We start from the raw sequence: 13,861 nt of genomic DNA, 5'->3' as shown, positions 1-13,861 counted from the left end.
TACCCTACGGTAGTTGATCGAGCGCTCAATCAGCGGGGACTCTCACAACGATGGTGTCGCCATAAACCTCTCTCTTCCACGGCAAATTTAATACCGCCGTCGCCAATCTCGTCGAAGTTCCGGGGGCGACAGCGATCGCATTCACCTCATTAGCTCGGCAAAACACCGACACTGCCTTGTTGAAAGCGTCCTGTGACGGCGCTTCCGCGTCGTAGAAATACGTTACTGCGTCGTATGTCAACTGAGACTGCGGTGCAAAGCCGACATAGCCGCCTGCCATTCTGAATGCCATACCCGATTCAAATTGCCATAGCAACGAATTGCCAAGGTGACCGTAGGGGAGCACGACGATATTCGCGTTTTTTCCAAAGGCGCGTTGCGCTTCCGTATCCGAGAAAACCTTTGGCGTCGCTACATCCCCAAATTTGAACCAATCCGGATTAGGAAGCAAAAGCAGAAACGAGACCGCGACGGCTAAATATCGGATATTGGCCTCCTTCCTGCCGGCGGCACTCGATAGCCACATACCTACGTAGATCGCGATTATTAGCGACGAATACACCGTGAACCGAGTCGGCAAAGCGTGCCTGATGATAGGTGCTTTCGTGAAGATCGTCCAAGGTAGTGGGATCCCGGTGTTGTGACCTGCTATCCAAAGTACCGGCCCCAAACTAAAGATCGACGTCAGGGCCAGCATCACGAGGAGCGGCTGGGACCACCGCTGACGAAAATTTTTCAGAATCGCAAAAACCAGGATTACGCACAAACCCATCCCTATGTATGCGCCCTGTTCCGAGTAGTTTCCTGTGAACTTCGAACCGATCCATTTGAAGGCCTCGCCGCCAATCCATATTGTCGGATTGGGAATCAACACATTAACCAGGTCTGCCGAAAATACCTGGGGGCTGTTGATAACGGTCGGCAACTCCTTAGAGCCCACAACCATATAGTAGAGTGCGGGGGACAGCACGAGCATTGAAACGGCAACAGCGATAAGCGTGTCTTTCGCAACTCCGCTCATGTCGTACGACTCTCGATACCTGCGGATAAAGAGAAGAAACGCGATCAAGCCAAAGAATACGGAACTGGCAAGCACTTCGGTGGACAAGCCGAACTGGAAAATAGCCAACACCGACATCATGGCGACGTACGGCCAACGCCCAAGATCCCTCGAAGCGCGCTTCAGAATCAGCAGCACCGATAGTGGTACAAACGGAACAAGACTAAGACTGAGATGGCCGAGTTCCGCAGAGGTAACGTAGGACGCAAACCCAAAGAAAATGGCGCCCACAAATGCCTGCACGGATTTTTTAGTGATATACCGGATCAGCAAGAAGCACGCGTAAGCATTAAGCCCTGGCGTGACAAGCGCGATGAAATTCCAGCTTCTAGTGGCGCCCCAAGTCAAAGTGATCGGTGCAAGAATCACTGCTAGCGACGGGATCGAATTGGCCCACCACATCGGGTACCCAGTCGGACTCCAGATGAAGGTCGAGATGGACGGATTGAACCCATGGGTGACTGCGAACGGCCACCAGTTTAGACACCAGATATAAATATACGAATCAACATTGGGCTGGAAGAATTGTCCGGAAAAATAATCGCGGCCATAGAGAACAATTGAAAGCGCTAAATAAACTACGAACGGAACGACCGCCGTAAATTTCTGTTTCATGTCTTCTATGCTTCCTTTGGCCTTTTTAACATCTTACGGTAGATCGCAAAACGTTCACCTGAAAAAGCCGATCCCCACCTACCGTTCAAATTGCGGCGCCGCTCCTCCAATAAAAGGTTGTCCGGCTACACGGCATGTCGCTTGAAACGCGCCGAGAGGAAATGGACAAGCGATTGATTGGTTAGACTTTTATAACCATGGTCGCCTCGTTCGACACTAGGCTACACGAGCCCGATGCACTTCGAAAGCGATTGGCGCATGCCGTGAGGAAAAGTACGCAGCATGAGCTGCTAAGGGATACAGAATTCAGGGGCAAGCTCACGGTGCCCCGTCATCGACACTCGGTGCAGGTCACGTTTACGACGATCTAAACCGGTGCCGCTGCCGGTTTTTCAGTGCCAATCCTGTCGGCGAAGATACTGTTAAAGCTGGCGGCAACGACACCCGTCTGTTGGCCTGCGAGTGCAGTGTTCTCACGAGCGCGCTTACGATCGCCGGATACGTAAGCGCAACTTGCTATGAGAATCAATGCACTGCACTGCTTATAGTCACGGACCTGATCCCGAGCCCTAAAACTCGGGGATCAGCCGATTCACCAAGCTGCTGCGGCGATACGGCGTCTATCCCCTTGAAGACAATCCGAAGGTTTCCTGAGTGCGCGACACTTTCAGGAATCTCGATGGACCGTTCACCAGTTGGTGCTTCACGCGTATAGGTCCAAGTTCCTATATTCACGTCATTAACTAGTACATCAATGCGTTGGATCGGGTGCTTCGCCGTCACGAAGACCATTCCGTCAACAGAAAGCTCGAGAGGCCCTTTGATTGGTTCAGCAAGGGAAAGAGCAAGTACGCCACCATCAGCTAATGTCCAGGACCCCCATGACTCCCCCCCCCCACTCCAACCTGTCGACGCATAGTTCCAACCGTTGCCGCCGGTGTTGAAACTCAATCGCTCGTTGAGAAGATAAACGCGCAGGCACGTTGGATCGACGATGAGGTAATTTTCAGTCTCGGCAAAACGTTGGCCGCATTTCTTGTTAATAGCTGGCGTCCGACGAATCATTGCGTATGGCGAACCATCCTTGATAGAAGCCCCACGTTGCCACGAAATGGCCCGATCATCAAAAGTATGCTGAAACGCCGTCAGCGAAATCATTACGTTGCCCATAGGCGGAAGCGAACTATCGTAGGAAACCGTGTTTCCTGGGACGAAGCCGGCGAATTCATAATCGACGGCATGATTCGCATAGGCCATGGCGCGGACTATCGGTGCGACCGGCGTATCGTATCCCTTCAAGATAAAGAGGGTTGCAAACCCGGCGAGAAGGGGCGCAACCAGGCCGGGGGTCAGTTGCTTCTTGCAAACCGGTAAATAAGCCGCGATCGCGCGCACTGCGTTCATTACCCCCAAAGTCCCAACAATGAACATGTGTTTTTTGACTGCGTAGGCCGACCCATCACCATGCAGTTTCAGCAAAGCGAACTGGAGGAACGTGAGACAGACTGCTGCTACGACAGCGGACCCTAGAACCGCATCGACGTATTCAGCACGGCCGATCAGATGACGGCGCAAGTTGAAGACACCGAAAGCGCCGCACAAAAGTGCTACCAGCATGATATGGCTGTAACCGAAGACCAGATACCCGTCGTTGGCGGAGATCTCCCGCATTACTTTGAATGCAGGGTTGGTCAGGACAATTGCGATAGAACCGGCGACCAGCACTATGACGTAGACCGCATTCGTCGTTCGATGGACCGTTTTTTTTCTCCATTCGTCCCAAAACTGGAACGCCATCAAGACGCAGCCTACCGCCAGGATATGGACTGCGACCAGGGGTTGAATCCACATCGTGATCGCGCCGGCTAGTAGGAAAGCGAACGACTGCTTCCAACCTTGGCGAGTTCGCGAAACCCACAAGAGCACGCCGAAATACACGACATCGGCGACAATCTGTGGATAGAAAAAGTTGGCGACGATCTCCCAACCGACTTGCGCGTGGGTGAATCTCAAGAGCAAGAAGGCAAGCGAAAATAGCAGCACGTTTGCCGGCGCGCTGGCGCCAACGAGATAAGCGATAAGTAGATAGCAAAGGTAAACGGAAGCAATGAGAACGATCGTGATACCGACCAATCCCGAGCCCCCAATCCATCCGATCACGGCGGCCATCCAGTGCGCTGCCGGCGGGTATAACGCCATCGCGCCGATCCGCTGAAAGGCGTCCGGACGAATTCCCGCATGCTTCATGAGTTCATCGACCAGCAGAAAATGCTGCACCAGATCGTAACTGCTTGTCTGGATATATCGACCGAACCAGAAGACCAAGAGCGCGAGAACGCAGATCGCGAGTAAAACCGGGCTTGATCGATGCCCGTCTTTAGCTATCATTTTATGAATCCTATTCGAACAGCCTTGAGGGTGCCCAGACCGGCCGGCACGGGCCGCCCATAATCACAACGATGGCCAGCATAACTAGCAAAGCCAGCCACGGTTTGCGACTCGTCTTTGTTTTCACGGGTCACCTGGAATTGTTGGGCCGGAGTTTATCGCAAAGTGGTTCAGCCACAAAAAAAAGCCGCTGGGCAAGCGGCCTCTCGCCGATATCAAGAGGTCTAAACGGTAGCTCGGCGTAGAACCACCATCAAGTTTTCGTTCGCTTCTCCAAACTCGACCAGGTAGCCAGGGCAACTCTCGGAGGTGGACCGGATCCGCGAATTTGCATGAAGATCGCCGTAGTGACGGCGAACATCAGGACGTTGCTGAAAAGTTGCCGGCGATCGTAGGTGACGCCGAGCGCCCTCAGCCAAGGGAAGGGTCTGAAGCTGGGTGCCCGTACGAAACACGGCCACGACTACCGCGCAAGTTGGCACGCGGCGGACTTGAGGTAATATTAACGAATGAATTATCAGGAGAGAGCGCGTGGACATGCCCCTGATCAATCCGACGGCCTGGATTAGCGTTGCGCCGACTTTCAGAACGGTATTGCCAATCATTAAGAAGCCCTCGCCCGTCAACCCGATGGTGCATTACCATTAGAAATGTCGCCGGTCGGGTGTCGCGAGACATTTCGTCTTGTCCTTACATCAAAGCCTTGAGGGGTAGATTGAAGCGTGCAAACTCTTACAACGCTTGAGCAGTTAGACGCGAAGATCGCAGAATGCGACGCATCGGGATCAGACGCCCGGCTGCGCGAGATATTCGGTTCATTTTGCATGGCACCTCAGGTGGTCGGCATAGATCCGTTCAGTGATGCATATCTGGCTGCGCAAATGGATCTTTACCGCGGCATCTCCGGTAAGTCCTACGACGTCAGCAACGAGAAAACGAAATTTGATACCGATGCGCTTGCACGTCGCCCCTTTCCGTACAACACGAATAGCGCCGAAGTTGTAGGCAATCAACTGCTCTCGATCGGTGCTCTGCTGCGGCAAATCAAGGTGCCAACCGGGGCGAGAATCCTCGAGTTCGGACCTGGCTGGGGCAATACGACCCTCGCCATGGCGATGGCTGGTTTCAATGTAACGGCCGTGGACATCGAGCCTGATTTCTGCGAGCTAATAGGAAAGCGCGCGCAGCACAATCACGTGGATATCGAGGTTGTGAATAGCGATTTCATGTGGGCAGAAGGTGTGACGGAGCCCTATGACGCCGTGGTCTTCTTCGAGTGTTTTCATCACTGCGCCGATCACATGAGATTACTTCGAGCGCTGCAGTCTGCAGTGAAGCCAGAAGGGAAAATCTACTTTGGCGCCGAGCCGGTCACCGACGCTTTCCCTGTTCCATGGGGCTTGAGACTCGACGGTGAATCCTTATGGGCGATCCGCAAGCAAGGCTGGCTTGAACTAGGGTTCACTGAACAGTATTTCAGGGATGCATTGCTAGCAACGGGTTGGGACGTCGTCAAGCACGCTTCAGGAGATCACTTCTCGGCCAATGTTTGGGAAGCCAGTAAGCTTTCTTCCGCCGTCAAGATAGCCGCATCGGACTCTCGGATAGGCCACACAGTCGGCGTAAGGAACAGCAATGCCATCGTCATCGACCATGCGTCGTCTGGTTATGCGTTCCACGGTCCCTATTCGACACTGCCTAGTGGAAAATGGACCGCTCGGGCCAACTTCTCTCACGGGTCCACCATCTCTGGAAGAGGAATCCTTGATGTTTGCACTAATGCTGGGACTCAGATCGTTGCATCGAAAGGAATCGATCTTAGGAAAGTTCAGAGCGGCGGCATTGAAATCGAATTCGATTTGGCCCGCCCCGTTCGAAATGTCGAAGTTCGGTTTTTTTGCGAATCCGATGTAACACTTATCCTTGAAAGTATCGAATTTTCCATGAAACCGATGCAATAACAAATAATCCTTCTCAGGAAATTGTTCGTTAATTCTTTGCAGCAAAAAGAAGTGGCGGAGTTTTCCGGATGCCGCTTAGGCATTGCCGGCGGCCCGTCCACTCTTTAGCTGGCCTTGCCGATCACGGACAAGATTAACGTAGACGTACGCTGCCCACAGGTTTTCGAACGCAGCAAACTCTTGTACAGCCCTTTGCACGGCTCTATGTTACCGACCATCAGGAACGTCGGACATTGGCGCATTCCCAACAGAATACTTGCTGCGTTGTCCGCGCGCCTGTAGTCGGTTCAGGCTTTCGCGGACTCTCCGGGACACAATCACGTCCGGCCTGCGAGGTTTAGATTGACAGCTAGAGCGTCTCGCCTTCGTAAGGCACATCACGAGACAATCGTTTTCGGATCACTACGCCGACCGACGTTGTGACGTAGTTCCCCAATTTTAATTTCAGGTGGGGCTGATTAGAATAAGGCGGCAGATCGACATGGAAGTCGAGGAAGTGGGAATCGGGCGCAATAACGAAAGGCTGAGCGTCATGGCCCAGGTCACGCAATCTCTGGACAAGCGATTCCATGTCGCATCGACGATACAGCACGGTAGGACCACTTTCGATAGTGTCGTCATTTGACGAGAGATTGAACTCGGTAGTATGAACTGCGACGCCGCCCGGCTTCAATGTCTGCTCGACGCTGTTGATCACGAACTGGATGCCAGCCTCCAGCGATCCGAGATGCTCGAAGCAGCAGCATGACCAAGTGAAATCAAACCCGGTTAAGCTCGGGTCGATGGCGTTCATATCGCAGAAACGATGCGAAACCCGTTCAGCAAACGCTTCTTTCGCAATCAATTGCGGATAGAACAATTCGGCCAGGCTGTCACTGTGCTGTCCCGTGGCGGTCCATCCGGACGAAACACCGATCTCAGGAGGAGCATCAGTTGCCACAACGGTTGCTCCGCGGTTGGCAAATACAGAAGGCAGTCGCTCAGTGCCGATGCCAAACCCGACGCCTCGTGATCCTTCCTTCAGAACGCCGAGTTGGTCGAGATGATGCAGAACGAACACCCATTCCCACAGTTTGCGATGAAATTGGACGGGGTGAGAAAGTGCGGCGCACAGTTCAGCATACCGTGGGTGGATGAAATCCGCGGCACTACACGTCGAGAAAGGCAGAAAGGGCTTATCAACGGACCAATGAGAGGTCGTTGGCAAATATATGTGTTCACGCAGCGCTTCGGCGACTCGTTGATCGAACGAACGCTCAAGCGTTTCGACCCGCTCTTGCAACGCAGCCACCACATTTTCAATCCTGGGCGAAGGAACTGCTAGCGCATCCCGTATCCCGGCTAACTCTTTCTCCGTCCCCCGCATCGAAGTCCCCATCGCGTCTCGCATGGCGTCGCGATGCTGCACGGGCAACTTCGATATTGTGTCGTTGATGTTCAATAGCGCCGAATACGCGCGTACCATTTGGCGGAACGGAGTGAGGTCGGTTATCGGCATGTCTCTCAAGTAATTTTTAGAAAAAATTATATTACTCCGGTAACTCCACTCGAAAAATCTTCCTCGGCAGAAATATCTCGATTGCCAGGACGCGTACGTAGAATCGCGGCGAGAACAACTGCGGTCCCGCCGCATTGCGCCCGTGCTTTGAAGCCCGCACACTACTCGACGCACCCTTCCATACCAAGCATCCCATAGCATCATGCGTCCAATCTCTTGGGCGCTTTGTTTCCACGTCAGCCACTCCATCCCCATGGACTGCGGCACCTTCCCTTCGTTCTCCAACACGAGCCACGCTTCTACGGCCGCAGCGCGATCCTCAGGGGTATCGCCCGTGAAATAGAACGCATGGTCGCCTGCCGCCTTTTCGAAACTCCATCAGATGCCCGAACTTGTTCGAGTCAAGGAAGAGATTGGTCATATTTTCGTGAACGTCGGCGCTGAATATTTCATCGACGGTGAAGCCGAGATAATTAAGCAGAAGATAAAGCTCGGGTTTGTTGTACTCGCGATTGTGCCGCCCAAAGGTGGCTCACTCGCGTTCGAATTGGTACCCGCTGATCTCGATATCAGTCGCTTGACCGACAGCAATGCGAAGCTCAACCTTGGCTACATCATGTGCTAGCGTAAACCGGAACCGAGCCGCGGTTCCCGAAACTAGAGTTGACAGATCGGCAACGAAATATTGATGAGTACCGGAGGAACCGGCAACATCAACTACAGCTTGCAAGGCGTGGCGGAAGAATCCGGAAATTGTCACGCTATATGAACCCGCCGCCAGATCTGCGTAGGGGCCGAATACGAGGTAGCCGCTCCGGCCATCCGTTCTGAGTGACGACCCCGTGAATTCACCGACCTGCGTGAATCGGGACAGCGCGTTGGCATCCATTTCGATGCGTGTCATTCGAGCGATAGGATGTGGCTCCTCCACTAATCTACGCTGTCTGAGGAAATCTAGCGGGGCGGATAGTGGCGCATGGTTTCTGACTGCCGTGTATACGTCCCGGGCATAATCGGCCCAAGTGCGCAATGGACGCTCACTTGCTTCTCGGTATAGGCGTTGAAGTTCAGCGCGGTCGGAAGCGACTCTGGCGATAGCGCCAGCGACGCTGTCTTCCGATTGCATGTCCACCATGATTGTTCCGCCGCCGGGTGCGATTTCAGCCAACGCTGAACCATCGTGACAGATGCAAGGCTTGCCTTGCCAGAGGCTTTCTAGAACCGGCAGGCCAAAGCCTTCGAGCCACGAACCGAAAATGGTCGCATGGCTCTCGCGGGTGAGCTCCGACATTTCCGAGTCGCTGACCTGCGAGCGCAAAGAGACCACATGTTGACCGAGGTCACGCGCTAGCCTCTCGATCTCGTCGTGAAGCTCTGGAAATTCCTTTCGCGCGTGGCGTCCCGCGATGGTGATTTGGATGTCCATCCCACTCTCTTGCCTAGCCTTACCGATGGCGCGCAGGATGCAGGGATAGTTCTTGCGGGGCTCCCAGGTGCCGATTGCCAAAAGGCGAAAGCCTTGGCCTGAGGGCATATTAATCTTCGTTTCACGCGCAATGTCGGGGACTTCACCGGAAAGGAGGATCGGTACCGACGAAGGCACGCGAAGCCGTTGGGAAGTGAGCCAATCCGCGAGATCGGGAGCAACGGTCTGCGATATTGGCAGCGCCAGATCGGTCTCTGCAAACGAGCGCCAATAGACGGACAGGCCGTCCAGGGTCTCAGCGTCATATAGCTCTTTCGTTCTTAGGGGGATCATGTCGTAGAACACAGCAGCGGTCTTGATGCCGTGAGACTTTGCCCAGGCTGCCACATTGGAACCGGGCGGTACGAGCGGATAGGTAATCTCTGGGAGGATGAGCCACCGGGATCTAGGAAGCTGTTCGACCGGAGCGCACTTTGGGCCGCCCCATTTCGCCAAGTGCTCGCACTCGGACTCATTAAGTGAAGTCACCCGCCTCTCTTGATCGTTCCATTTGATTGGAACGAGTTCGATAGCGAGTTCTTGCAGGCCTTTGCCCAAGCACCGAGTGACGCGCTGAACGCCGGTATTGAAAGGCTGAGAGGCCGTAAGGCCGGCCCAATATAGAACTTTTGGCATGGAGGTTTCAAGGCTGAAATGCAACGGCAGGTTAACGAACGTACGCTGAGGTTATCGAGGTGGTTATGAGCACACGTTCCTTACAAAAATAACGGTTAAATATTTCAGCCGATACGGGAGAGATAAGGGATTGCCAATAATCCAGTCACGTACGACGGCATAACACGCAATGATACGCAACCGTCCCCTTTTGTATTACCCGTTCATGCACAAGCCTTCCCACTACTCGATGCGGCTTTCATCCATCCTTCGTACCAAGCATCCTCCAGCACCACCCGCCCAATCTCTTCGGCGCTCTGTTTCCACGTCAGCCACTCCATCCTCGTCGACTGCGGCACCTTCCCTTCCTTCTGCAGCATGATCCACGCTTCTACTGCCGCAGCGAGATCCTCGGGGTTATCGCCTTTGAAATAGAACGCATGGTCACCTGCGACCTCCCGGAACACCGGCAATTCACGCGCCAGAATTGGCAAGCCTTTTTGAGCCGCCTCGATCAGCGGTAGTCCGAACCCTTCACCTAGTGAAGGCGCAAGCAAGCAAGTCGACGACTCGTAAACTTTCGCGAGAAATTGGTCGCTAATCCCTTGCAGCCAGAAAAAACGATTGCCGTTTTCGGGATGCTGCGCAAGCAATTCCGGCAACCCGTCCACTCCCCAGCCGGCTTTGCCGACCACGACAAGATTAACGTTCGCATGCGCCGCCCACAGCCGCTCGAACGCAGCAAACGCCTGAACATGCCCCTTGCGCGGCTCCACAGTACCAACCATCAGGAACGTCGGACGTTCGCGCATGGCGGACAGAATGCTTGCGGCGTCGTCTGGCATACCGGTCGACGGTTGGCTGCTTTCGATATCCGCGCCCAGATGAAAATATCCCAGCTTCAACTCGCGCACGCGCTCCACCGACGAAGCATCCAGCCAGATCTTCAAATCGTCGGCGACCGCGCGAGAAATACCAATCAAGCCGTCAGCAACTGTCCCGATTGTCTTGAGCCACGGCGGAAACACGGTAGCAATCGCTTCCGGAAACCATTCCGGGCGGAACACCGGCAACAAGTCATACACGACGAAGTAGATCTTCACTCCGCGACGCCGCTGCGCCGCAAACCAGCCTTCTGCCGGCGGCACACAATCGGCGACCAGATCAAGACCCAAAAAGATGTCGCCTTGCTGGCTATCGACCCATTCGTCTTCGTCGTCGACACCTCGAGTGCCCACGTCCAGCGAATGCATGAACCGGTTCGCGTAGCGATAGATCATTACGCTCCGATCGAGCCGCACAAGCCGCACTTGCCATCCGGCAGGCGGTGCGGCGAGCAATTGCCGGGCAATCGCGCGCGTCACACGTTGAATGCCGGACTTTGCGTCATGCACGCAGATGGCAGATACATCGACAAACAGCTGTCGCGTGCGTCCTGCGCGCTGATTGGCGGCGATCGCATCGGCACTAGCGGCGAAGTCCGCATCGGTGACCGGGAGATCGAGCTTGGTCAACGCATCGATCAATTTCCGATACCGCGCGTCGGCCGTTTCAGCGACCACAGCCTTCTCCTGCATACGGGCTTTATAAGCGGCTTCGAAAGCCTTTAACGCGCGTTTTCCCGTCGCGTCCCACGAGAACTTCGGCACCTGAACAGCCGCGTGGTCCCGCAGCGACTGCCAGTATTCACCGTCGCTCAACGCGCGCTGCATCATGTCAGCCATTTGCTGGACATCGAGCGGGTTGAACAAGGCATCGTCGCGGCCGATCACTTCGGGGATGCTAGTCGCGGCTGATGCGATCACCGCCGATCCACACGCCATTGCTTCGAGTGCCGGCAGGCCAAACCCTTCGTGAAGCGACGGAAACACGAACAAATGGCACGCCGTGTACAGCTCGATCAGATCCTTGTCGGACACATAGCCGGCCAGCACCAGTTCGTCACGAGCGAGGCCATGCGCCTCGGCCAGATCAAAGAGCTTGATGCAGTTCGCCTCAGTCGCCTGACACACCATGAAAAGCTGAAACTGCTTGCGAAGGTCAGCCGGCAGTTTTGAATAGGCGACGATCAACCCTTCAAGGTTCTTCCGCGGCTCGACAATGCCCGTCGTCATGACGAACGGCCGCGAAATGCCGAAGCGCCCGCGAAGCGCACGCACATCCTCGTCGGACAGTATCGAGCACGCAAACGATTCCGAGACGGCCGACGAAATGTTGGTGATCCGTTCGCGAGGAATATCCAGTTCGCGAACGGCTTCCTCTCCGCAATACTCGGAAATAGCCAGCAATACGTCGGCGCGCTTGAGCGCTTCGATCTTGCCGTAATAGTGCTTCTTGAAACCAGCGTCGGTCAGGTACTTGTCCGGGTTCAAGAATGGAATCAAGTCGTACAACGTCACGGCCGTAATTGTGTTGGTGCCAAGCTCCTTGACACTCGACACCGACACATCGACATACCCTTCGAACAAGCTGCTGATATGCACCACATCTGGGTCAAGCTCAGCCACGGCATATTCACGAACGAGTTGCGCCGCCCGAGTGCGCCAGTCATTCGCGCCCTGATACAACAAGAAGCTCGGTACAGCAAAGACGGCAATTCGCTCGACCGGCAGCAAGCCTTCGAAGGATGCCCGGATACCGTCGATGGTGTCGGGAAACAGATCGTTCAATACGATCCAGACCTCGTGGTTCCCAGCATTTCGTATGATGGCTTTCGCTAAAGCGAGGCTATATCGGCCAATGCCGCGCAGACGGCTGACCGACTGACATCCCTGAAGATCCAAAACAATGCGCATGGTGGTACCGGAAAAATTTTATTTTGTGTTGCTGCTTTTGGCATTCGCCAGATCGTTGTAAATCGCACGACCACGAGCCGTGAGCCCTTCGACGGACTCAACCGAGCGGAGCGGCGCCCCGGCAACGACACTTTGCGCAGCCTCGAAGCCGGCGTAGCGCACGAGGCGCGCGCGCACGCGCGGAAACCGAGACAGGACATTTGCAATTCGCTGCTTGAGCACAGGACGGCACCGCACGTAAGCGACCGCATGCAGCAACCCCAACCTCGCCGTCCGTTTCATGGCTCCCGGTGTGCCTCCCACTTTGCGCAAGGTATTTCCGATCACTCGAACCGGCGACGACAAGCGCCAACTGCTGCTGCTCAGCAACTCGATCACATGCTGCTGCGACCGGTTTGCCAGATCTTCCGCCGCGGCAGCGCGCGCATGCGTGGCCTGAAGCTGCGCTTCGAGCTCCTGCGCCCGCTGCGCTTGTTTCGAATTATTCGCAGCCTCCTCTGCGGCTGTTGCACGCGCTTGGGCGTCTTGCAAGCGCGCTTGCAAGACTTCAAGCCGTCCGTGCGCTTCGCCCAGTCGTACCTGTGTCTCGTCCATTCGCTCGAGGCTGTCGTGCAGCTGCGCACGCACGCTAGTAGCATCTGCACGTAGCGCTGCGCGTTCCGCTTCCGCGTCAATAACCCGCTCTAACAATGCATTCACGTCTTCAGTCTCCTTCGCCGAGATAGGCAATGGCGAGTCGCTCACCAGAGAGTTGGCAACCCCAACCAATTCATTGCCTGCCTTCTTGAACGCGATGATCGCGTAATCCGGCGCCTGCATGAAGTTCTGATCGAGCGATGAGACCACCTTGTTGATAACGCTCGCGCCCGACAACTCCGTTGGCATCAGCTCGAGATTATTCTGCAGAAAGCCGCGATTGACCGGCACGATGACGACCTTCTCGAAACCCGAAAACTCCGCCGCAAAACTAAGGAGAATTGACGGAATGGGTCGCTCATGAGTCGGATCGAGATAAAAATTGCATGCACCGACCAGCAGGTTCGCCGGATTCGGTGTCTCCAGCAAAATCGCACCGCCGTCGTCGACAACGCGATACGCCTCCCGCAAGAACAACAGCAGGTTCTCGAAGCCAAGATGCTCGACTACATGGAACGCGCTAACCAATCCGTACGACTGGTCTGGTTGCTCGCCAAGGTATTGCATCGCATCGGCGCTGAATACGTTGAGTCCGGCCCGCTGTCCTTCCGCTACGAAGTCCTCGTTGAGATCGAGACCTTCTGCGGGAACACCGCGCTCGCCGAGCAACTCGAGCCATTCCGCTCGGCCGCACCCCACGTCCAGCACCTTCTTCTGCACCCGGTTAGCCAGCTCTTCGACGAGCGGCAAATACACGCTCTGTCGAGACTTGATCAACTCACGACTGCCCCGAAAGCGATCCTCAAGGGCTCGATAAAAATCGTCCGA

General features: G+C 55.1%; 7 protein-coding genes. 1 reads left to right on the top strand and 6 read right to left on the bottom strand.

Translation table 11 applies throughout. The features are described 5' to 3' along the window. Positions 1 to 25: 25 nt before the first annotated feature. Positions 26 to 1,675, bottom strand: a complete 1,650-nt coding sequence (locus HB376_RS28450; RefSeq protein ID WP_213767052.1) for a hypothetical protein — start codon at positions 1,673 to 1,675, stop codon at positions 26 to 28. A 525-nt stretch (positions 1,676 to 2,200) separates the two neighbouring features. Further along, positions 2,201 to 4,063 carry a hypothetical protein gene (locus HB376_RS28445; RefSeq protein WP_213767051.1) on the bottom strand — a complete coding sequence of 621 codons (1,863 nt, stop codon included), beginning with the start codon at positions 4,061 to 4,063 and terminating at the stop codon, positions 2,201 to 2,203. 722 nt (positions 4,064 to 4,785) lie between these two features. Between HB376_RS28445 and HB376_RS28440 the strand changes: the two genes are divergently transcribed. Beyond that, the gene (locus HB376_RS28440) at positions 4,786 to 6,024 is read left to right on the top strand and encodes a class I SAM-dependent methyltransferase (RefSeq protein WP_213767050.1); all 1,239 of its coding nucleotides are present in this window, start codon (positions 4,786 to 4,788) and stop codon (positions 6,022 to 6,024) included. A 349-nt stretch (positions 6,025 to 6,373) separates the two neighbouring features. Here HB376_RS28440 and HB376_RS41275 read toward each other — a convergent pair whose 3' ends face one another. From HB376_RS41275 to HB376_RS28420, 4 genes are all read right to left on the bottom strand, one after another. Next, the gene (locus HB376_RS41275) at positions 6,374 to 7,522 is read right to left on the bottom strand and encodes a hypothetical protein (RefSeq protein WP_255631620.1); all 1,149 of its coding nucleotides are present in this window, start codon (positions 7,520 to 7,522) and stop codon (positions 6,374 to 6,376) included. A 532-nt stretch (positions 7,523 to 8,054) separates the two neighbouring features. After that, on the bottom strand, positions 8,055 to 9,623 hold the full coding sequence (locus HB376_RS28430; protein ID WP_213767049.1) for a glycosyltransferase: 1,569 nt from the start codon (positions 9,621 to 9,623) through the stop codon (positions 8,055 to 8,057). Between the two features lie 203 nt (positions 9,624 to 9,826). Continuing rightward, positions 9,827 to 12,397, bottom strand: coding sequence for a glycosyltransferase family 1 protein (locus HB376_RS28425; protein ID WP_213767048.1), 2,571 nt, complete (start codon positions 12,395 to 12,397; stop codon positions 9,827 to 9,829). A gap of 18 nt (positions 12,398 to 12,415) precedes the next feature. Then, the gene (locus tag HB376_RS28420) at positions 12,416 to 13,810 is read right to left on the bottom strand and encodes a class I SAM-dependent methyltransferase (protein WP_213767047.1); all 1,395 of its coding nucleotides are present in this window, start codon (positions 13,808 to 13,810) and stop codon (positions 12,416 to 12,418) included. Between the last annotated feature and the right edge of the window lie 51 nt (positions 13,811 to 13,861).

This window comes from Caballeronia sp. dw_19, from assembly GCF_018449515.1.
Lineage (GTDB): Bacteria > Pseudomonadota > Gammaproteobacteria > Burkholderiales > Burkholderiaceae > Caballeronia.
Note: the sequence above shows the minus strand (reverse complement) of the source record. Positions and strands in the feature narration are given on the sequence as shown.

Bases quoted from the DNA above. Each gene is read 5' to 3' on its own strand.
- HB376_RS28425 (WP_213767048.1), bottom strand. From the start codon at position 12,397: ATGCGCATTGTTTTGGATCTTCAGGGATGTCAGTCGGTCAGCCGTCTG.
- HB376_RS28430 (WP_213767049.1), bottom strand. From the start codon at position 9,623: ATGCCAAAAGTTCTATATTGGGCCGGCCTTACGGCCTCTCAGCCTTTC.
- HB376_RS41275 (WP_255631620.1), bottom strand. From the start codon at position 7,522: ATGCCGATAACCGACCTCACTCCGTTCCGCCAAATGGTACGCGCGTAT.
- HB376_RS28450 (WP_213767052.1), bottom strand. From the start codon at position 1,675: ATGAAACAGAAATTTACGGCGGTCGTTCCGTTCGTAGTTTATTTAGCG.
- HB376_RS28445 (WP_213767051.1), bottom strand. From the start codon at position 4,063: ATGATAGCTAAAGACGGGCATCGATCAAGCCCGGTTTTACTCGCGATC.